Genomic DNA, 20,266 nt, shown 5'->3' with positions numbered 1-20,266 from the left:
CGCTCACCTCGCCGACAATGGAGTCCCCCGAGATGAACAGACGTACGCTGTTGGGCGCCGCCCTCGCCGGAGCCGTGATGACCCCCGTATTCGCCGCCGGAACCGCACGGGCCGCAGACCCCGGCCCCTCGGTCACCCAGACCGGCAACACCACGCTCGACAGCCAGGCCCTCTTCTTCGTGTCGTACGACGGCCTGGTCAACAACAACTCCTTCCAGAAGAACGGGCTGCTGACCTACAAGGGCTACCAGTACGCCGTCTGGTACACCGCCGACCGCAACGCCGTCGTCGGCCGCCGCGTCCTCGGTGGCACCACCTGGTCCACCGTCAAGGTCGGCCACACCCTCAAGGCGGACGACTCCCACAACGTCATCTCCATGGGCGTCTCCAAGGTCGACGGCCGCCTCCACCTCAACATGGACTCCCACAGCAACGGCTTCACCTACGTCAAGTCGGTGGCCGGCCTCATGGACAACCCGGCGGGGCTGAGCTGGACCGCGAGCCGCTTCGGCGCACCCCAGTCCACACTGGACGGGCTGGCGCTCACCTCGCAGTTCACGTACCCCCAGTTCGTCTCCACCTCCGACGGCAAGCTCCAGCTCAGCTACCGGGTCGGCATCTCCGGCAACGGTCGCAACGCCCTCGCCGAGTACGACGGTTCGACGTGGACGAACCTCGGCGAGTGGTCCAGCTCCACCGGCACCTACACCAGCGAGCACGGCTCCAGCACGGCCCGCAACATGTACCTGCACGGCATCGACTACGACCGCAACGGGCGCCTGCACTCCTTCTTCACCTGGCGTGAGCAGAACGGCGCCGTGATGTGCAACAGCGGCGGCATCACCAACCACGACACCGGCTACGTCTACTCCGACGACCGCGGCCGCACCTGGCGCAACAACGCGGGCACCCTGGTCGGCACCACCGGCGGCTCCGACAAGGTGGCGGTCACCGACAGCGGCCTGGTCGTCGACCCGCTCAACCCGGACCACTCCCTGATGAACCAGGAGAGCCAGTTCACCGACTCGGCGGGCCGGCCGCACGCCGTCATCAGCTACGTGCCGGGCCGCTTCGGCCAGTGCACCACGAACTACGTCGCCAACCGCACCGCCAACGGCCGGGCCTTCCACGTCCGCAAGAACGCCTCCGGCACTTGGCAGAAGACCGAGATACCGGTGCCGCTGAACTCCAGCCAGCGCACCAAGCTGGTTCTCGACAAGTACGACAACGCGTACGCGATCTTCCCGTTCGGCCGGATCGCCGGAGCGTCGGCGGCCTCCGGGTACACCGACTGGGCGGTGCTCTTCGACGGCAGTGGTCTCAACGCCTTCGGCGAGGTCGTCATCGACGAGACGCGCATCGCGCAGGACAACGTCCTGTCGGTTCTGTACCAGGAGAAGTCGAGCGGTACGACCCCGTCGGCGCTGCATGTCGTCGACTTCCGACTGCCCGCCTGACCCGGTCTGAAGTGCGGCGGAATGACGTAATGTGAAGCCCTTCCCGCCGCCCCCGCTCCCTTTCGTTCCCCTGGAGGTCTCTGCCCGATGTCCCAGTCGGTGGGTATCAAGGACGTCGCCCGTGCCGCCGGAGTCTCCGTCGGCACCGTCTCGAACGTCATCAACCGTCCGGACACGGTGGCCACCGAGACCCGGGCGCGGGTGCTGTCCGCGATAGACCGGCTCGGCTACGTCCGCAGCGAGTCCGCGCGCCAGCTGCGCGCGGGCCGCAGCCGGATCATGGGCCTGCTCGTCCTCGACATGGGCAACCCTTTCTTCGTCGACGTCGCGCGCGGTGCCGAACGGGCCGCGCGCGAGGCCGGCCTCGGCGTGATGGTCTGCAACAGCGCCCAGAACCCGGGCGAGGAGGCGGACTATCTCTCGCTCTTCGCCGAGCAGCGGGTGCGGGGGGTCCTACTGACCCCGGCCGACGCGACCGGCCGCAACATCGAGTCGTTCCGGCGTCACGGCATCCCCTTCGTCCTCGTCGACCGGGTCGCCGAGGGCACCACCGAGTGCTCGGTGTCCGTCGACGACGTGGCGGGCGGCGCGCTCGCCGTACGTCACCTCGTCGACGCCGGACACCGCTCCCTCGCGTACGTCAGTGGTCCGCCCGGCCTCAACCAGGTCCGCGACCGCCGTACCGGCGCCCTGAACGCACTGGCCGAAGCCGGGCTCGGCCCGGAGGCCATGCGTGAACTGCCCACCGAGCGGCTCGACGTGGCCGCCGGCCGGGACGCCGGCGCCCGCCTGCTCGGCCTCGCCGACCGTCCGACCGCCGTGTTCTGCGCCAACGACCTGCTCGCCCTGGGGGTGCTGCAGGCCATGTACGCGGCCGGTGTCGGCGTCCCCGACGACCTGGCGATCGTCGGCTACGACGACATCGAGTTCGCCGCCGCCGCGGCCGTGCCGCTCACCTCCGTCCGCCAGCCCGCCGTCACCATGGGCGCCCTGGCCGCCGAGCTCCTGCTGGAGGAGACGGAGGAGGAGACCTCGCCGCGGGGCCACGAGCACCGGCGGGTCGTGCTCCAGCCGGAACTCGTGGTGCGCCGCTCCAGCCTCTCGGCGCGCTGACCACACGTTCAGTACGATTTCATGATCCCGGGGGCGGATCGCCGGACGAACATGTGCTGAACTGGGACGCGGCCCGCAATCCGTCCGTCCCGGGAGCCCCGTTGACCCTCACCTACCGTCAGCCCGGCGTTGTCCTCACCGACCGCCACTTCACCGTGCCCCTCGACCACGACGACCCGGCGGGGGAGAGCATCGAGCTCTACGCCCGCGAGGTCGTCGCGAGCGACAAGACGGACCAGGACCTGCCGTGGCTGGTCTACCTCCAGGGCGGCCCCGGTTTCGGGGCGAACCGCTTCGTCGGCAAGCCGGCCTGGCTCGGACGCGCCCTGAAGGAGTTCCGCGTCCTGCTCCTGGACCAGCGGGGCACCGGCCACTCCACCCCCGCCAACCGCCAGACGCTCCCGCTGCGCGGCGGCCCCGCCGAACAGGCCGACCACCTCGCCCGCTTCCGCGCCGACTCGATCGTCCGGGACTGCGAGGCGATCCGCCCCTCCGTCACCGGCGGTGCCCCCTGGACCGTCCTCGGCCAGAGCTTCGGCGGCTTCTGCGCGGTCACCTATCTCTCCACCGCCCCCGAAGGGCTGCGCGCCGCCGTCATCACCGGCGGCCTGCCCTCGCTCGACGCCCACGCCGACGACGTCTATCGGGCCGCCTATCCGCGCATCGAACGCAAGGTCGCCGCGCACTACGAGCGCTACCCGCAGGACGTCGAGCGCGCCCGTCGGATCGCCGAGTACGTCCTGCGGCACGAGCCGGTCCTGCCGGGCGGCTACCGGCTCACCGCGGAGGCCTTCCAGTCCCTCGGCATCCTCCTCGGCGGCGGCGAGGGCAGTCACCGTCTGCACTTCCTCCTGGAAGGCGCCTTCGTCCGCACCCCGCAGGGGCCCGCCCTGTCCGACGCGTTCCAGGAAGAGGTCCAGTCCCTCCTGTCGTATGCGAGCCACCCCCTGTACGCCCTCGTCCACGAGGCGATCTACGGCCAGGACCACCGCCCCACCGCCTGGTCGGCCGAACGCGTCCGCGCCGAGTTCCCGCAGTTCGACGCCGCCAAGACCCTCGCCGGCGACGGACCGCTGCTCTTCACCGGCGAGTCGATCCACCCGTGGATGTTCGACTGCGACCCGGCACTGCGTCCTCTGCGCGAGACCGCCGAACTCCTCGCCGCCCGCACCGACTGGACCCCGCTGTACGACCGGGCCCGCCTCGCCGCCAACGAGGTGCCGGTCGCGGCGGCCGTCTACCACGACGACATGTACGTCGACGCGACCCACTCCCTGGAGACGGCCCGCGCCATCCGCGGACTGCGCACCTGGGTCACCGACGAGTTCGAGCACGACGGCGTACGGGTGGGCGGCCCGCGCGTGCTGGACCGGCTGCTGGCACTCACCCGCGACGAGGTCTGAGGTCGCGCCGAGCCGACATGCCGGGCCGAAAATTCCGGCATAAGGTGCGTTTCGTCGGCTCGGCGGCTCAGGAGGCTCGGATGCCAGAACCCATCGTCCCTCTCGTCCGGTCCCGGTCGGCCGCTGTCGCGGTGGCGGTGGCCGCCGCGCTCGCCCTGGTGTCGTGCGGCACGGACGGCGACAGTGCCGACGAGCCGTCCACCGCACGGCCGACCGCCCCCGACACGGCCGCCTTCTCGGGCACACCGCCGACCCCGCTGAAATCGAGGGCCGCGTCGGCCGTGGAATCGGCGCGTGCCGCGGCCTCCGCGGCGGCGTCCTCCGCCTCGGCCGCCGCGTCCTCCTTCGAGGCCTCGGTGTCGGCCGAGGTGGAGCGCGCCAACCGGGCCGCCGAGACCGAGCTTGAGGACGTCGACGGGCAGGGCAACGCCATGTCCGACGTCTCCATGACCGGCAAACCGCGCTCGGAGACCGGCGGGCTGCTCGCGGTCGTCGTCACGATCACCAACAAGAGCGGCCAGAAGGCGTCGTACGCCGCCCAGGTCGACTTCCTCGACGACACGGGCAAGGTGGTCGAGACCCGGTACGTCGGAGCCGAGGACCTGGAGCCCGGCGAGAAGGCCCAGCCGCTCGCCGTCAGCCGCAAGCCGGCCCAACCGGTGCTGACGCCGAAGCTGGCGAAGGCGCAGCGGTACTGACGAAAAGACGTTCACGGCCCTGCGCGGGTGTGATGGGATCATTCACGCCTTCGCACGGCACCGGACGTCTTGGGGGGACGGCATGAACGACACGGAACTTCTCGCGGAGCGCTTCGAGGAACACCGCGGGCATCTGCGGGCGGTGGCCTACCGCATGCTCGGCTCGCTGGCCGAGGCGGAGGACGCCGTCCAGGAGACCTGGCTCAAGCTGGGCCGCACCGACGCGAGCGACATCCACAACCTCGGCGGCTGGCTGACCACCGTCGTCGGCCGCGTCTGCCTCGACCTGCTGCGCTCGCGCACCGTGCGCCGCGAGGACCCCCTCGACGACACCTTCGTTCCCGACCCGGTGATCCGGCCCCTGACGCGGACCGACCCGGAACAGGAGGTGCTCCAGGCCGACTCGGTCGGTCTCGCCCTCCTCGTGGTCCTGGAGACCCTGGAACCCGCGGAACGGCTCGCGTTCGTACTGCACGACATGTTCGCGGTGCCGTTCGACGACATCGCCTCGATCCTGGAGCGCAGTCCGGCCGCCACCCGCCAGCTGGCCAGCCGGGCCCGACGCCGGGTGCAGGGAGCCACGCCCTCCGCCGAACCCGACCTCGGCAGGCAACGCCAGGTCGTCGACGCCTTCCTGGCCGCCAGCCGGGCCGGGGACTTCGAGGCCCTGGTCGCCGTCCTCCACCCCGACATCGTGCTGCGGGTCGACTCCGGCGCGCTGGTCGGCGGAGCGGCCGCCTCGAAGCTGGTGCGCGGCGCGAAGGCGGTGGCCGAACAGGCCCTGATGTTCCGGCAGTTCGCCCCGTTCGCCCAACTGGCTCTCGTCAACGGCGAGATCGGCCTGGTCCACGCCCACGACGGACAGCTGCAGTCGGTCATGGGCGTCACCGTCGTGGACGGCCGCATCGTCGCGATGCGGATCCTGGCCGACCCCGAGCGCCTCGCCGGCCTCGACGTGCCGGACGCGACCGGCTGAGTCAGGCGGCCAGGGCCGGCGTGCCCGACGTGCGGTGCGGGCCCACCACCCGTCCGTCGGGCAGGAGTTCACCGGTGTCGTCGAAGACGATGGCGCCGTTGCACAGCAGGCTCCAGCCCTGTTCGGGGTGGGCCGACACGATCACGGCGGACTGGTGGTCGGGACTGTCGGCGGAAGGGCACGGGGGCTGGTGGCTGCACATGACGTCTCTCCTCGATCCGGGTACGGCTCCTGCCTGGTTCGGCTCGTATCTCTGTGGTAGCGGAGCTTGTTTTCCGTTGGATGAGGGGACCCCCACAAGGCCGGAATCCCCTCGGTGAGTTTTCCGGCCCCCGACCGCGTCCGCCGGCGCCGGACGGACGCGGACGGGGTATGACCTGCGGGGAAAGTAGGCTGGAGGTCATGTCAGACCATATGACCGACCGGGCCGGGCTGCGGGGCGACTGCGGGCAGTGCTTCGGCCTGTGCTGCGTCGCCCTGCCCTTCGCCGCCTCGGCCGACTTCGCCATCGACAAGGAGGCCGGGAAACCCTGCCCGAACCTCCGGGGCGACCACCGCTGCGGCATCCACGCCAGGCTGCGCACCGAGGGCTTCACCGGCTGCACGGTCTACGACTGCTTCGGCGCCGGGCAGAAGGTCTCGCAGGTCACCTTCGGCGGCCGGGACTGGCGTACCGGCCCGCGCGAGGACGCCCGGCACATGGCCGACGTCTTCCCGGTCGTCCGCCAGCTCCACGAACTGCTCTGGTACCTCACCGAGGCACTCGACCTGCCGGCCGCCCGCCCGATCCACGCCGACCTCGGCCGGGCGCTCGAGCAGACCGAGGCGCTCACCCGCCAAACCCCCGCGGAACTCCGCGCGTTGGACGTCGGCGCACACCGGCAGGAGGTCAATGTGCTCCTGCTCAGGACCAGCGAGCTGGTCCGGGCGGGTGTACCCGGCAAGAAGAAGAACCGCCGTGGCGCGGACCTGATGGGCGCCCGCCTCAAGGGCGCCGACCTGCGGGGCGCCAACCTGCGCGGCACCTACCTCATCGCAGCCGACCTCACCGGCGCCGACCTGCGCCGCGCGGACCTGATCGGCGCCGACCTGCGCGACGCCGACCTCACGGACGCGGACCTGACCGACGCCTTCTTCCTCACCCAGCCGCAGCTGAACGCGGCCAAGGGCAGCGCGGGCACCCGGCTGCCGCAGTCAGTCACCCGCCCCGCGCACTGGGCAGCGCGGCTCTGAGGAAGCCGCGTCGACGGCACCTGTGGCCGACGGGTCCGCGGTGGTGGCGGTCCGCCGCTCCAGGTGCAGCCGCAGCCCCCGCGGCATCAGCGTGAGCCGCTCGGTCACCCGCAGCCGGTAGTCCGGATCGGGCCGCAGCTCGTAGCGGCGCAGCAGCAGGCCGAGCACCAGCGTGGCCTCGTGCAGCGCGAACTGCCGCCCGATGCAGGCCCGCGCCCCCGTCCCGAACGGTTTGAAGGTGTGCGGGGGACGCGACCGTACGGCCTTCGCCTCGAAGCGGTCCGGGTCGAACTCCTCGGCGTCGGCTCCCCAGACCGCCCGGTCGCGGTGCAGCATCGGCGTGATCACCAGCGTCCACGCGCCGCGCCGCATCGGATGCGACCCGGCCAGCATCGTGTCCTGCCGGGCCTCCCGGGCGAAGGCGGGCGCCGTCGGCCACAGCCGCAGGGTCTCGTCCAGTACCCGGCGCACGTACCGCAGCTTCGCCACCTGGTCGTAGCCGGGCAGTGCCGTGTCGCCCCAGACCCGGTCGACCTCGGCGCGGGCCCGGGCGGCGACGTCCGGGTGCCGGGCGAGGTAGTGCAGGGCGAAGGAGAGCGCGCCCGAGGTGGTCTCGTGGCCCGCGACCAGGAACGTGATGACCTGACGCCGGACGTTCGTCGCCGACAGCCGCTCCCCGGTCTCCGGGTGGGCCGTGTCCAGCATCCGGTCCAGCAGGTCCGAGCCGCCGTCCCCGCCCGCCGTGCGCCGGGCGCGGACCAGGTCGTCGACCGTGCGGTTGAGGTAGGCGATGTCGGCCTCGTTGCGCCGCGCGGCCCGGTGCAGCAACTGCGGGAAGGGCACGCTGTTCAGCAGCTGCGCGTAGGTGAGCGTGCCGATCATCGCGGTCACGAAGGGATGTGGGCGGGCGCGTTCGAAGGAGCCGAAGTCGTGCCCGAAGCCGGTCCGCGCGATCGTCTCCAGGGTCAGCTTGGTCATGTCGCCGGGCACGTCCACCGCCCGGCCCGCCACCAGCTCGCGGTCCCAGTGGTCGGTGAGCCGGCCGGCCACCGCCAGCATCATCGCGTGGTAGCCCTCCATGGCGTCCCGGCTGAATCCCGGGGCCAGGACGTCGTGCGCCAACTGCCAGTTGGGCTCGTGGTTGTACGCCGTGAACAGTCCGTCCCCGGCGACCGGCCGCAGGTTGGCGACCCCGAGACCCACATGCTTGGCGAACCGGGACTCGTCCGCCAGGTCGGCCACGAGGTCGGCGCCCCAGGTGAACACGAACTCCCGCCCGAACGCCTTGCGCCGGAAGATCGGCCCCAACTGCCGGGCGTACCGGAGGGTGTCCTGGAGGGGGGTGCGCCTGTCGACGCCGATCACGTCACCGAGCAGCGGGATGCGGCGCGGCGGGTGAGGGATGCGGTGCAGCTCCGGCCAGCCCTGCTCCGCGCCACGGAATCCGGCGGGCAGCCCGGCCTCGGTCTCGGTGTCCGCCATGGCCCCATCTCCCTTGATGCAGCGGCAGGTTGCGCCTGTTGTACGTCGGTTCAACAACGCGTTCCAGTCTGGTCCCGCTGTTGAACCGACGTCAAGTAAAGTGCGGGCATGGCCGCGAACCAGGGCGCACGCGCACGCCGCCGGCTCAGCACCGAGGAGCGCCGGGAGCAGCTGCTGTCGGTGGGGGAGCGGTTGTTCTCGGAGAGCCCGTACGACGAGGTGCGGATCGAGCAGGTCGCCGAGATCGCCGGTGTCTCGCGCGGACTGCTCTACCACTACTTCCCGACCAAGCGGGACTTCTTCGCGGCTGTCGTGGAGCGCGAGAGCGGGCGGATGCTGCGGATGTCGGCGGCCGTGCCGGGGGTGCCGGTGCGTGAGCAGCTCACCGCCGGCCTCGACGCGTATCTGGAGTACGTCCGGGACCACGCGCACGGCTACCGCGCCTTCCATCGCGCCGACGCCTCGGGCGACCAGTCCGTGCGCAGGGTCTACCGGCGGGCGCTGGCCGCGCAGGAGCGGCAGATCCTCGCGACTCTGGCCGCCGATCCCGAGTTCGGCCCGCTCGCGCAGACGCGGCCCGAACTCCAGCTGGCCGTCCGGGGCTGGCTGGGGTTCATCACCGCCGTGAGTCTGGAGTGGCTGCGCGGCTCGGACCTCTCCCGGGAACAGGTGCGGGACCTGTGCGCCCGGGCGCTGCTGGGCGTCATCTGATCAGGACGGCCCGGCCGTTCGGCCCGTCCCGGGGGCATTCGTCGCCGCCCGTGGTTGGCTTCAGCCCCGATCTTCGATAGGTTAGGCAAGGCTTACCTAAGGAGGTTTTGGGATGGGTGACAGCCAAACCTGGACGGCCGCGCCTTCCGCGGCGGAACGGGCCCGGTCGGTGCTCGCCGCCGCGTGGTCCTGCGCGCTGACCGCGGAGGGCGGACGCGAGGAGTTCGTCGGCGCGCACACCGTGACCGAGGACGGGCGGGTGCTCCTGCACGTGCCCGAGGACAGCACCCTGCTCACGGCCGCGATCTGCGCGCCCCGCGGGGAGCCTTCCGCCGTCCTGGAGTTCGCCGACGTCGCGCCCGTCCCCGTGGGCAACCGGATCCGCGCCCGGCTGTGGATGGCGGGATGGTTCGCCCCCGACGACGGCCACCTGGCCTTCCAGGCCACCCGCGTGGTGCTGCGCCTCGCGTCCGGCGCGGTCGTCGTCGCCCTCGACGAGTTCGCCGCCGCCGCGCCCGACCCGCTGGCCACGGCCGAGGCACGGCTGCTCACGCACCTCGCCGACTGCCACGCCGACGCCGTCGAGCGGCTCACCCGCCTCGTCGACTCCGACAGCCTGCACGGCGCGGTCCGCGTCCAGCCCCTGGCGGTCGACCGGCACGGGCTGACGCTGCGCATCGAGCGCGCCCGGGCCCACGGCGACGTACGCCTGTCCTTCCACCGGCCCGCCGACGACGTCTCCCAGCTCACCGAGCGGATGCACGTCCTGCTCACCCAGGCCGGCACCGCCACCTGCCCGCGGGCGCTACAGCGGCAGCGCACAGACGGCGACGGGTGACGCGAACGGCTCGCCCGCGAGCCGCAGGTCACCGCTCTCCTCGTCCACGTGGAAGACGCTCACCGTGCCGGACTTCTGGTTCGCCGCGAACAGCAGCGTCCCGTCGGGCGAGAAGGCGATCTGCCGCGGGAAGTCACCGGAGACCGCAACCGTGTCGAGCAGCCGGAGCCGGGCGCCGTCCGCCTCCACCGCGTACCGCGTGAGGCTGTTGTGGCCCCGGTTGGCGAGATAGGCGTACGCGCCGTTCGACGTCACCAGGATCTGCGCCGGGTAGTTGGTGCCCGAGCCCGAGCCCGTCGACTGCGCCTCGCCGACGGTCAGCCGGCCGCTGTCCGGGTCGTACGCGCAGACCGCGACCGTGTTGTCGACCTCGTTGGCCAGGTACGCGTACCGCCCCCCGGGGTGGAAGGTGAGATGGCGCGGCCCGGCGCCCGGCCGGGTGTGCGCCTGCGCGACCTCACCGAGCCGGCCGGACTTCTCGTCCAGGCGGTAGGTGTACACGGTGTCCGTGCCCAGGTCGACGGCGAGCACATGGCCGCCGTCGGGACTGGTCACGACCTGGTGGGCATGCGGACCCTGCTGGCCCGGTCCGGGCGCCGGACTGGAGTGCGTGACCAGCTCGGCGCGTTCACCGAGCGCGCCCGAGCCGTCGATCGGATGGACGGCCACACTGCCGGACGTGTAGTTGGCGCTGAGCAGCCAGCGCCCGCCCGGATGCACGGACAGATGACAGGGCCCCCCGCCGCCGGTGCCGCGGCTCCCCAGCACCCTGCGGTCGGAGAGCCGCACAGCGGTCACCGCGCCCGCCTCGCGCTCGTTCACCGCGTACAGCGTGCGCCCGTTCGGATGCACCGCGAGGTACGACGGGTCGCCGACGCCGGTGACCGTGCCGGTTCCGCTGACACGGCCGCTCGTGGCGTCGTAGGTGGCGAGACCGATGCCGGTGCCGCCGCCCTCCACCGAGGTGTAGGTGCCGAGGTAGAGCGGGCGGGGGCCGGAGGGCGTGCGGCTCCGGGCCGGAGCGCTCGGACTCGCCTCGGCGGCTCCCGTCCCCGTCCCGGCGGCCGTCGGGTCGGTGGGCGGCGGCGCGTCGTCGCACCCGGGCAGTACGGCCGCGGCACCCGCCCCTGCCAGGGCGCCGACGAATCGGCGCCTGCTCCAGCCCTCACTGCCCATGCGCACACCTCAGGTCGTCGCTCGTCGAGTCGCGACAGCCACCTTGACGCGGATCACCGGTCAGGTGCAACAACGGCATCGTGCGTTGCGCAAGGCGCAACAGTGGCAGGCACACCAGTGGCAGGCACACCAGTGGCGGGAGGCCCGGCGGTCCCGCTGCCCCGGGTCACCCGCCCGGGGTCACCAGTCGCCGTCCTCGACCGGCTTCCCCGGCGCGTCCTTCAGCGGCTGCACCTGCTGCGGCGAAGGCTCCTGCCAGGGCTCGTGGTCGTCCCCCAGCCAGTCGCCGACCGGCTTGACGTCCTGGAGGGTGTCCGTGGCCGTGAGGTCCTCGGCGTCCTGGTCGTAGTAGTCGAACCAGGGCAGTCCGGCACGGGTGTACGCGGCACGGTCCACGGGCGAGGGCGGGGGAGCCTCGCCGGTGATGCGACGCCACTCGGGAGGCGTCACCAGGTGCACGAACACCCGCCCCGCGGGCCGCTCCGCCCAGTCCGTGAGCGGCCGCTCGTCCCGGTAGACCTCCTGGCGCATCGAACCGCCCACGCCGAGACCCATGGCGGCCGCGGCCCGCGGCGGGCCCGCGGTCGCGGCGGGAGCCGCCGGCGCCATCGCCATCGGCATGGCCGCCCCGTAGCTCATGCCGGGCGTCGGCATCGCCCGGGCCCGCTCGGCCCGCAGCCGTTCCTCCTCGCGCCACCGGGCCAGCGGCCCGTCGTTCAGCGGGAACGACTGCAGCTGGACGCCGCCCCAGACCTCCTCGCCGGTGACCTGGCCCTCGACGGTCGCCCCCAGACCCAGCGGCACCGCCACGAACTGGCGGACCGTGCCCTTCCCGGAGTTGATGCCGTCCAGCCACGGCTGACGCGGCAGCACGACGTAGTTCTGCGGATCACGCGCGAGCCGGTCACTCCAGGGCCTGCCCGAGACGGCGCACACCTTGCCCGCTCCGACCTGCAACGCGGCCGGCTCCCTCGTGCCCGAGAAGCTCAGCCACATCGCCTCGCGCAGGTACACCGGCAGCATCACCCCGCCGCGCGCCCGCCACTGCTGCGGGACGGTGTCCGGGTAGTCGGAAACCCGCCGGACGGGGAACTCGCCGAGCCCCGGCGGCAGCGGATGCGTGCCCGTCTCAGGCAGCCGCAGCGTGCGCACGAACCGCACCGCCGCACCGCCCGGCAGCCGCAGTGTGTTCCCGTCGATCCGCACGGTGGTGTCGGTCATCGATCCGCCCCCTTTGTCCCGGCCCCGGAGGCACGCCGCCTCAAGGTGACTTCTTCACCTTGAACGCCGCTCGGCGTCCGTGCGGTTCCGGCGCAGCTGCTCGGGCACGCGCAGGCCCTCCCGCAGCCGGGTGAGCCGCGGCATACGTTCGCGCTGCTCGCGGGAGACGCGGTCCAGTTCCTCCAGGAGGCGGCGCGAGCGGTGCTCGGTGTCGAGTTCGTCGAGGATCCGGTTCACCTCGGTGAGGACGGCACCGAGCAGTTGCCACTGGCGGGCGTCGCGCTGGACCTCTTCCAGCAGCAGCTGGGCCAGCTTGTCGCGGGTGGCCGCGGCCTGTCGCAACTCGGCGGTCAGCCGGGACTCCGCCGCATCGGCGTTCAGGCTCACCGGGGTGGTGACCAGGACCGAGAAGCTGACCACGGCGTTCGCGATCTCCGACAGCAGCCGCTCCACGGCGGCGCCCGTCTCCGGCGCGAAGGAGCGTGGACGGGGCTCGGAGTCGCGCTCCTTCGCGAGGTCGGTGAAGGTGCGCGCGAGCACCCGCAGCACGACCGTGCAGATCTCCAGCGTGTCCAGGCCGGTGCGCAGCACCACGCGGTGCAGCAGGCCCTCCTTCACGCGCGGATTGAGCCGCAGGCTGTCCTCGGCCTGCCTGAGGGCCGCGTCCACCTCGACGATGTCGTGGTCGAGCCGGCGCGCCTCGTGCAGTCGGGCCGTCGCATGCTCGACGGGCGTCCGGCCCGCCGCTTCCTCGCCCATGCTCAGCATCAACTGCCGCACCCGGCGGGCCAGCCCCTCGATCGACTCCCCGGCCTCGCCCACCCACACCGGAGGGGCGAACAGCAGATTGCAGCCGAGGCCGACGACCGCGCCGATCAGCGTCTCCAGCACCCGAGCCCACGCCGTGTCCCCGACGGTCGTGACCCCGAGCACCAGCATCGCGCTGATCGCCACCTCGGGCACGAACTCGTCGACCCGCACCAGATGCCCGACGGCCAGCGCGGCCATGATCAGCAGCCCGAGGCTCCACCAGGTCAGACCCACCAGCAGACTGAAGGCGATGGCGACGAGGACCCCCGCCACCACCGAGTTCACCCGGCGGATACCGGTGGTGAGCGTGGAGTAGAGGGTGACCTGGACGACCAGCAGCGCGGTCAGCGGTGCGGTGAGCGGAGCCGCCTCGGGGCTGAGGCGCAGCGCGATGACATACGCGATCGTCGCCGCGGCCGACGACCGCAGCGCCTGTACGACGACGGGGTCCCGGTGTCGCTTCACCAAGCGCACCAGGGACGTCGTCCACTCCCGTACGTCTCGCATCCTCGGGCTGTCCCCTTCCACGGATGTACCGAAGGTACTCATTGGGGACGGAAACTGTCCGCAAGGAAACGTAGTTTGTCATTCCGCTCCGGCGCCGGGTGCGTCAGGTGCGCGGGGCTGCCGTACGGCTGCCGAGTCAGGCGTGCAGTTTGTCCAGGAAGGCGATCAGATGGGCCCTCGTCCGCACGATCTGCTCCTCCATGGTCAGGCTCTCCTCGAAGCGGGACCCGGATTCCAGGGCCTTCTTGCCGCGCAGGTAGAGGGAGCACGCCAGGTCGGTGCACATGTACAGGCCCACCGAGTTGCCCTCGCGGCCCGCCGGGCCGGCCTTGCGGGCGGTCATCAAAGAGACGCCGCCGCCCGGGTGGGTGGTCAGGCACAGCGAGCACATGCTGCGGTGCAGGAAGCCGCGCTTGGAGGAGGGGAAACGCAGGGTGACGCCGACCGCTCGGCCCTCCCGCTCGGTGACCAGATAACTGCGGTCGGGCGCTCCGGGATCCCGCCAGCCCAGGAAGTCCAGATCGTCCCACGGGCGTTGGTCGAGGTCCCGGGGGAGGGGCAGGCGTTTGGCCTCTCCCTTCGAGCAGTTGACGAACGAGGTGCGGATGTCGTGCTCGGTGAGTGATCTCATGGGAGTGGCTCCTGGGTGCTCGTGACGGAAACCTAGGGGTATTAGGTTGACGGTCAGGGTAGGCACGCGTGAGGGGGAGGGGCCAGTGGATTTCCCGGAGGCCGAGGCGCCACGGGCGCGGGCCGCGCTGTCGCACGTGGCGGCGGGTTCACAGGGACCGCCTGTGGCCTCTGACCTGCGGATCACGTTGAACTTCCATCCGGACCGGGCCGTGGGCGGACTGACCGTCCTGCGGGCGCTGGCCCGGGACGGCACGTATCACTCGCAGTTCGTCACGGGCATCAGCAACGGCGGCCTCACCGCGCGTCCCGGCGGCGACCGGTGGCGCTGGGAGAGCCGGATCTTCGGTGGGGCCTACGACGACGCGGGCGCCCACGACCGGCCGGTGTACGGTGCGTTGGACTTCCGCCGTCAGATCGCCGGCGCGGCCCCGAGGTTCGGCTCGTCCCACTTCCGTCTCACCGGTGCCGCGCTCGCCCGCGCCACCTTCTGCTACCCCGACAGCGCGGCCGAGCCGGCCGACTTCGGCGTCGCGGCGGGCATGTCCCTGATCGCGCTGGCCGAGGCGGACGAGCGGGACGCCCTCAACGACTACATCGAGGCCCAGGTCCACGGGGGCGTCGTGCTCGCGCGGGACGTGGAGGCGCTCGTCCTCGACGCGAGCTATCGCGGCACGCCCGTCGAGACGGCGGCCCGCCTGCTGCCCTGCCCCGTCGAATGGCACCCCGGCTACCGGCTCACCGTGGCCGGACTGCGCCGCCACGCCGACTACCGGGGGCCGGAGTACGCCGAGCTGGGCGCGCACATCGCCCAGGACGGCCGGATCGACCCCCGGATCATCGGTGACGCGGCCCGCACGGGACGGTACGCGCCGCAGGACCTGAAGATGGTGTGGCACACGCTGGCCCGCTTCGGGGCGCCGGAAGGGGCGGGGACGGCCTGTTGCGGCGACGCGGCTCGTACCGGAGGGGCCGACGCGGCTCATTCCGCCGACGCGGCCTGTTCCCCTGACGCGTCGGCGGACGTCGGCGGCCACACGCCGGCGGCCAGCACGCCGAGCGCGTAGGCCCGGGCGACCAGTTCCGTACGGTTCGCCGCGCCCCAGCGCGCGGACAGGCGCCGCAGGTGATAGGTGACGCCGTCCGCGGTGAGGCCGGTCTCGCGGGCGGCCCGGGCCGTGGTCGCGCCGCTCGCGAGCATCGCCAGGACGCGGGCCTCGACCGGTGTGACCGGTGCCGGCGCCTCCTCGGGCGCGGGCGACTCGCGCTCCCCCCGTACGTGCAGCATCACCAGCAGGGCCGGTGTCAGCTCGATGCTGTCGCTCACCGGGTCCGCCGTCAGTTCTCCGTACCGCCGCACTCCGCCGGGCACCTCCCAGCGCACCGACACCTGGTAGCGCGACCGGTGCCGCAGCCGCAGCGCCTGCGCGATCCGCTCCACCTGCGTCGCCTCCTGCGGCCGGAACAGCTCCAGCATGTCCCGGCCGCGCAGCCGCCCCGGGGTCGTCCCGCACTCCGCCGCCATCGCGGGATTGGCGAGCAGGACGGCGCCGTACACATCGCACACCGCGACCGGCACCGACACCCGGTCGAAAAGCGTCAGGGCGCGGTTGCGCCACAGCACGGCCTCCCGCCGATCCTCCCCTGCCACCCGCACCTCCTGCCACGGTGGGCCGCCCGGCGCAAGGCCCACGCGTCTACATGTACTACACAATCATGTAGTCGGGCGGCGCGGACCCGCGGGGCCGGTGGATCAACCTGGAAGCAGTAGTTCCGTACAGCGAAAGGCAGTTGTCGCGCCATGCCGCCCACCGCGCAGGCCACCCCCTCCCTCCCCGCTCTCGCCGAAATCCCCCTCGTCGACATCTCCGCCACCGGCCCCGGCCGCACACCCCTCCAGCAGATCATGGGGCTGATGCGCGAGCACGGCCCGCTGCTGGTGCGGCGGCTGTACGGGCGGGACGTCACCTTCGTCGCCGATCTCGACCTGGTCACCGAACTCGCCGACGAGAGCCGGTTCGCCAAGGCCGTCGGACCCGCACTGGAGAACGTGCGGGAGTTCGCCGCCGACGGACTGTTCACCGCGTACAACGACGAGCCCAACTGGGCCAAGGCCCACGACATCCTGATGCCCGCCTTCGCGCTGGGCTCGATGCGCACCTACCACCCGGTGATGCTGGACGTCGCCCGACGGCTCCTCGGCTCCTGGGACCGCGCCGCCCGCGCCGGGCAGCCGGTGAACATCCCCGACGACATGACCCGGATGACGCTCGACACCATCGGCCTCACCGGGTTCGGCTACGACTTCGGCTCCTTCGACCGCGACGAGCCGCATCCCTTCGTCTAGTCGATGGTGCGCTGCCTGGAATGGGCGATGACCCGCCTGGCCCGCACCCCGGACGGCGACTACACGGCCGCGGACGAGGCCTTCCGCGCGGACGCCGGACATCTCGCGCAGGTCGTGGACGACGTGATCAGCGCCCGCGTGGCCGCCGGCGACACGGGCTCCGGCGGCGCAGGCTCCGACGACCTCCTCGGTCTCATGCTCTCCGCCAGGCACCCGGCCGACGGCACCCCCCTGGACACCACCAACATCCGCAACCAGGTGATCACCTTCCTGATCGCCGGGCACGAGACCACCTCCGGCGCGATGTCCTTCGCGATGTACCACCTGGCCAAGGACCCGGCCGTGCTGCAGCTCGTGCAGCGCGAGGTGGACGCCCTGTGGGGCGACACGGCCGACCCCGACCCGACCTTCGACGAGGTCGGACGGCTCACCTACACCCGCCAGGTCGTCAACGAGGCACTGCGGCTGTGGCCGACGGCCGCCGCCTTCAGCCGTCAGGCCCGCGAGGACACCCTGCTCGGCGGCCGGATCCCGCTGCGCGCCGGGCAGACCCTCACTGTGGTCTCCCCGATGCTGCACCGCCAGCCGGTCTGGGGCGACAATCCCGAGCTGTTCGACCCCTCCCGCTTCACACCCGAGGCGGAGGCCGCCCGCTCACCGCACGCCTTCAAGCCCTTCGGCACCGGTGAACGCGCCTGCATCGGACGGCAGTTCGCCCTCCACGAGGCGACCATGCTGCTCGCGCTGCTGGTCCACCGCTACCGCCTCCACGACCACGCCGACTACCGGCTCACCATCAAGGAGGCGCTCACCCTCAAGCCGGACGGCTTCACCCTCACCCTGACCCCGCGCACCACGGCGGACCGCGCCCACGCGCCCCTGCCGGGCGCGGCCCCCGTCCGCGGGGCCGCCACGGCCGCCGAGACCGCGCTCCCGGCCCGCGTCCGCCCCGCCACCCGTGCCCTCTTCCTGCACGGCAGCAACTACGGCACCTGCCGCGACTTCGCCGGCCAACTCGCCGACGAGGCCGCCGCCGTGGGCTGCGAGACGGAGGTCGCGCCGCTGGACGCGTACGCCGGCGATCTGCCCACCGACCGCGTGGTCGTGATCACCGCCGCCTCCTACAACGGCCAACCCACGGACGACGCCGGTCAGTTCACTGCCTGGCTGGACGGTGCCACGGACGCGACCGGCGTCACCTACGCCGTCCTCGGCGTCGGCGACCGCAACTGGGCCGACACCTACCAGCACGTCCCCACCCGCATCGACGAACGCCTCGCCGACCTCGGCGGCACCCGCCTCCTGGAACGCGCCGCCGGCGACGCCTCCGGCGACCTCACCGGCACGGTCCGCGCCTTCACCGCCACCCTGCGCGCCGCCCTCCTCCAGACCTACGGCGACCCGGACGCCGTCGCCGCCACCGAGGCGGAGCCGACCGCCGCGTACGAGGTCCGGACGCTGACCGGGGGGCCGCTGGACGTCCTGGCCGAGCGGCACGAGCTGCTCCCGATGACCGTGACCGAGTCCCACGACCTCACCGCCCCCGGCCACCCCCGTCTCAAGCGGTTCGTACGGCTCGCCCTGCCCGCCGGCACCACCTACCGCACCGGCGACCACGTCAGTGTCCTCCCGGCCAACGGCAAGGCCCTCGTGGAGCGGGCCGCCGCCGCGCTCGGCGTCGACCTGGACGCCGTACTGGACATTCGTTCCACCCGCCCGCGCCGCGACGGCCTCGCCCTGGACCATCCCGTGACGGTACGTCAACTGTTCGCGCACCACGTCGAGTTGCAACAGAGGCCGACCGCCGACCAGCTGTCCGCGCTGGCCGCCGCCAACCCCTGCCCGCCGGAACGCGCCCAGCTGGAGGCACTCACCGACGACCCGCGCACGCTCCTGGAGATCTTCGAGTCGTATCCCGCGCTGCGCGGCGCCCTCGACTGGCCCGCCCTGCTCGACCTCCTCCCGCCCCTGCGCCCGCGTCACTACTCGGTGTCCTCGTCCCCGGCGGCCGACCCGGACCACCTCGACCTGATGGTCTCCCTGCTGGAGGCGCCGGCGTACTCGGGCGACGGCATCCACCAGGGCGTGGGCTCCGCGTACCTCGCCGGCGTACAGCCCGGGGACACCGTCCTGGCCCGCGTCCAGCCCTGCCGGGAGGCGTTCCGCGTCGACCACTCCCGGCCGGTCGTCATGATCTCTGCGGGTACCGGTCTGGCCCCCTTCCGCGGAGCCGTCGCCGACCGCCTCGCCGCGCTGGCCCGCGGCGAACAACTCCCGCCCGCCCTCTGCTACTTCGGCTGCGAGGCCCCGGACGCCGACTTCCTGCACGCCGACGAACTGCGCGCCGCCGAGAGCGCCGGAGCCGTCCGGCTCCGCCCGGCCTTCAGCGCGGCCCCGGAGGACGGCGTGACCTTCGTGCAGCACCGGATCGCCGCCGAGGCCGACGAGGTGGCGCAACTGCTGGACGCGGGCGCCCGGGTCTACGTGTGCGGCGACGGTTCGCGGATGGCGCCGGGCGTGCGGGACGCGTTCCGTACCCTGTACCGGGAGCGCACGCCGGACGCCGACGAGGCGGCCGCCGAACGGTGGCTCAACGATCTGGTGCAGGCCGGGCGTTACGTCGAGGACGTGTACGCGGCGGGCTGACCGCGGGGAGGGGGCGGGTGCGGGTGGGGGACTCGATGCATGCCGGGGAACGGGCCCGACGCGTCCTGGAGGAGGCCGGTCTGCCCGCCGACCGCCTCACCCGCGTCCGACCGCTGACCGGGGGCACCTACAACACCGTCGAGGAACTCCTCCTCGCCGACGGCAGCCGTTACGTGCTGAAGGTCCCCCCCGCGCCGACCGTGCCGGGCCTGCGGCACGAGAGCCGTCTGCTGGTCTCCGAGGCGGAGTTCTACCGGGCGGCCGCCGAGGCCGGTGTGACGGCGCCGCACGTCGTGGCGGTCGGCGGCGACACCGCGGTACCGCATCTGCTGATGACGGCCTGCCCCGGCGAACCGTGGAACGGTTCCCTCGCGGAATCCGAACGCGCTTCGCTGCGAACCGAGTTGGGCCGCCAGGTCGCTCGGCTGCACACGGTGACCGGGCCGGGATTCGGCTATCCGTCGGGCGCCCTGGGGCCGCTCGCCCCCGACTGGCGGACGGCCTTCGGCGCCATGGTCGAGGCGGTGCTGGACGACGCCCGCCGCTACCGGGCCCGCCTGCCCCGGCCCGCCGACGAGGTGGCGCGGACGATGCAGGCCGCCCTCCCCGCGCTCGACGAGATCACCGTTCCCCGCCTGGTCCACTTCGACCTGTGGGAGGGGAACATCCTCCTGGACCGTCCGGCGGGGGAGGAGCCCCGCATCGGCGGGCTCATCGACGGCGAGCGCATGTTCTGGGGCGACCCCCTCGCGGACTTCGTCTCCCTGGCACTGCTCGGCGACATCAGGAAGGACGAGGCGTTCCTCGCCGGCTACCGGCAAGCAGGCGGGCGGGCCGAGTTCGACACCCCGGCCCGGGTCCGCCTCGCTCTCTACCGCGCCTACCTCGACCTGATCATGCTCACCGAGACGGTCCCGAGGGCGGTCGGCGCCGACCGGGAGCGCTGGGTGCAGGAGACGGTCGCCCCGGAACTCGTCGCGGCCCTGGAGGAGATCGAGGAGCTGGCTCCTCGCTAGGC

The 20,266-nt window shown here is 72.6% G+C and carries 17 protein-coding genes and 1 pseudogene; 11 read left to right on the top strand and 7 right to left on the bottom strand.

What is annotated here, in order from left to right; genetic code table 11:
• Positions 1 to 32: 32 nt before the first annotated feature.
• The 5 genes from ACWBNA_RS11340 (at position 33) to sigJ (ending at position 5,647) form a co-directional block, all read left to right on the top strand.
• Entirely contained in the window at positions 33 to 1,457 is a 1,425-nt protein-coding gene (locus tag ACWBNA_RS11340; protein WP_482704153.1) for a BNR repeat-containing protein, read from the top strand.
• A gap of 87 nt (positions 1,458 to 1,544) precedes the next feature.
• Complete coding sequence (locus ACWBNA_RS11335) at positions 1,545 to 2,570, top strand: LacI family DNA-binding transcriptional regulator (protein ID WP_482704152.1); 1,026 nt, start codon at positions 1,545 to 1,547, stop codon at positions 2,568 to 2,570.
• 101 nt (positions 2,571 to 2,671) lie between these two features.
• Positions 2,672 to 3,973 (top strand): alpha/beta fold hydrolase, encoded by a 1,302-nt coding sequence (locus ACWBNA_RS11330; protein ID WP_482704151.1) that lies wholly within the window; start codon positions 2,672 to 2,674, stop codon positions 3,971 to 3,973.
• A gap of 80 nt (positions 3,974 to 4,053) precedes the next feature.
• Positions 4,054 to 4,671: an FxLYD domain-containing protein gene (locus ACWBNA_RS11325; protein ID WP_482704150.1), complete on the top strand. Its 618-nt coding sequence runs from the start codon at positions 4,054 to 4,056 to the stop codon at positions 4,669 to 4,671.
• A gap of 82 nt (positions 4,672 to 4,753) precedes the next feature.
• Entirely contained in the window at positions 4,754 to 5,647 is an 894-nt protein-coding gene (sigJ, locus tag ACWBNA_RS11320; protein WP_482704149.1) for an RNA polymerase sigma factor SigJ, read from the top strand.
• Position 5,648: 1 nt separating this feature from the next.
• Here sigJ and ACWBNA_RS11315 read toward each other — a convergent pair whose 3' ends face one another.
• Positions 5,649 to 5,849, bottom strand: a complete 201-nt coding sequence (locus ACWBNA_RS11315) for a DUF5999 family protein (RefSeq protein WP_482704148.1) — start codon at positions 5,847 to 5,849, stop codon at positions 5,649 to 5,651.
• Between the two features lie 200 nt (positions 5,850 to 6,049).
• Between ACWBNA_RS11315 and ACWBNA_RS11310 the strand changes: the two genes are divergently transcribed.
• A complete protein-coding gene (locus ACWBNA_RS11310) occupies positions 6,050 to 6,880 on the top strand; it encodes a pentapeptide repeat-containing protein (protein WP_482704147.1) in 831 nt (276 codons plus the stop codon).
• Here ACWBNA_RS11310 and ACWBNA_RS11305 read toward each other — a convergent pair.
• Positions 6,842 to 8,362, bottom strand: a complete 1,521-nt coding sequence (locus ACWBNA_RS11305; RefSeq protein WP_482704146.1) for a cytochrome P450 — start codon at positions 8,360 to 8,362, stop codon at positions 6,842 to 6,844. The genes ACWBNA_RS11310 and ACWBNA_RS11305 overlap by 39 nt on opposite strands.
• A gap of 108 nt (positions 8,363 to 8,470) precedes the next feature.
• Here ACWBNA_RS11305 and ACWBNA_RS11300 point away from each other — a divergent pair, with 108 nt between their 5' ends.
• Together ACWBNA_RS11300 and ACWBNA_RS11295 are read left to right on the top strand one after the other, a co-directional pair.
• On the top strand, positions 8,471 to 9,073 hold the full coding sequence (locus ACWBNA_RS11300; RefSeq protein WP_482704145.1) for a TetR/AcrR family transcriptional regulator: 603 nt from the start codon (positions 8,471 to 8,473) through the stop codon (positions 9,071 to 9,073).
• Positions 9,074 to 9,185: 112 nt separating this feature from the next.
• Positions 9,186 to 9,911, top strand: coding sequence for a DUF2470 domain-containing protein (locus ACWBNA_RS11295; RefSeq protein WP_482704144.1), 726 nt, complete (start codon positions 9,186 to 9,188; stop codon positions 9,909 to 9,911).
• On the opposite strand, the gene ACWBNA_RS11290 is transcribed toward ACWBNA_RS11295, so the two are convergent.
• The 4 genes from ACWBNA_RS11290 to ACWBNA_RS11275 form a co-directional block, all read right to left on the bottom strand.
• The gene (locus ACWBNA_RS11290; RefSeq protein WP_482704143.1) at positions 9,879 to 11,087 is read right to left on the bottom strand and encodes a lactonase family protein; all 1,209 of its coding nucleotides are present in this window, start codon (positions 11,085 to 11,087) and stop codon (positions 9,879 to 9,881) included. The two genes, ACWBNA_RS11295 and ACWBNA_RS11290, sit on opposite strands and share 33 nt — an antisense overlap.
• A 180-nt stretch (positions 11,088 to 11,267) precedes the next feature.
• A complete protein-coding gene (locus ACWBNA_RS11285; protein WP_482704142.1) occupies positions 11,268 to 12,308 on the bottom strand; it encodes a hypothetical protein in 1,041 nt (346 codons plus the stop codon).
• Positions 12,309 to 12,362: 54 nt separating this feature from the next.
• Positions 12,363 to 13,625, bottom strand: a complete 1,263-nt coding sequence (locus ACWBNA_RS11280) for an FUSC family protein (protein ID WP_482704141.1) — start codon at positions 13,623 to 13,625, stop codon at positions 12,363 to 12,365.
• A 136-nt stretch (positions 13,626 to 13,761) separates the two neighbouring features.
• Positions 13,762 to 14,256 carry an FBP domain-containing protein gene (locus tag ACWBNA_RS11275; protein WP_482704140.1) on the bottom strand — a complete coding sequence of 165 codons (495 nt, stop codon included), beginning with the start codon at positions 14,254 to 14,256 and terminating at the stop codon, positions 13,762 to 13,764.
• Positions 14,257 to 14,392: 136 nt separating this feature from the next.
• On the opposite strand from ACWBNA_RS11275, the gene ACWBNA_RS11270 reads away from it, so the two are divergent.
• A complete protein-coding gene (locus tag ACWBNA_RS11270) occupies positions 14,393 to 15,322 on the top strand; it encodes a DUF3626 domain-containing protein (RefSeq protein WP_482704189.1) in 930 nt (309 codons plus the stop codon).
• Here the strand turns inward: ACWBNA_RS11270 and ACWBNA_RS11265 are convergent.
• Positions 15,238 to 15,906, bottom strand: a complete 669-nt coding sequence (locus tag ACWBNA_RS11265; RefSeq protein WP_482704139.1) for a PAS domain S-box protein — start codon at positions 15,904 to 15,906, stop codon at positions 15,238 to 15,240. The two genes, ACWBNA_RS11270 and ACWBNA_RS11265, sit on opposite strands and share 85 nt — an antisense overlap.
• A gap of 150 nt (positions 15,907 to 16,056) precedes the next feature.
• Between ACWBNA_RS11265 and ACWBNA_RS11260 the strand changes: the two are divergent.
• Together ACWBNA_RS11260 and ACWBNA_RS11255 are read left to right on the top strand one after the other, a co-directional pair.
• A pseudogene (locus ACWBNA_RS11260) lies at positions 16,057 to 19,248 on the top strand (cytochrome P450).
• 35 nt (positions 19,249 to 19,283) lie between these two features.
• Complete coding sequence (locus tag ACWBNA_RS11255; protein WP_482704138.1) at positions 19,284 to 20,264, top strand: phosphotransferase family protein; 981 nt, start codon at positions 19,284 to 19,286, stop codon at positions 20,262 to 20,264.
• The last annotated feature ends 2 nt before the right edge of the window (positions 20,265 to 20,266 follow it).

This window comes from Streptomyces sp. Q2 (assembly GCF_056820935.1).
This window is presented reverse-complemented; position numbering and strand designations above follow the sequence as displayed.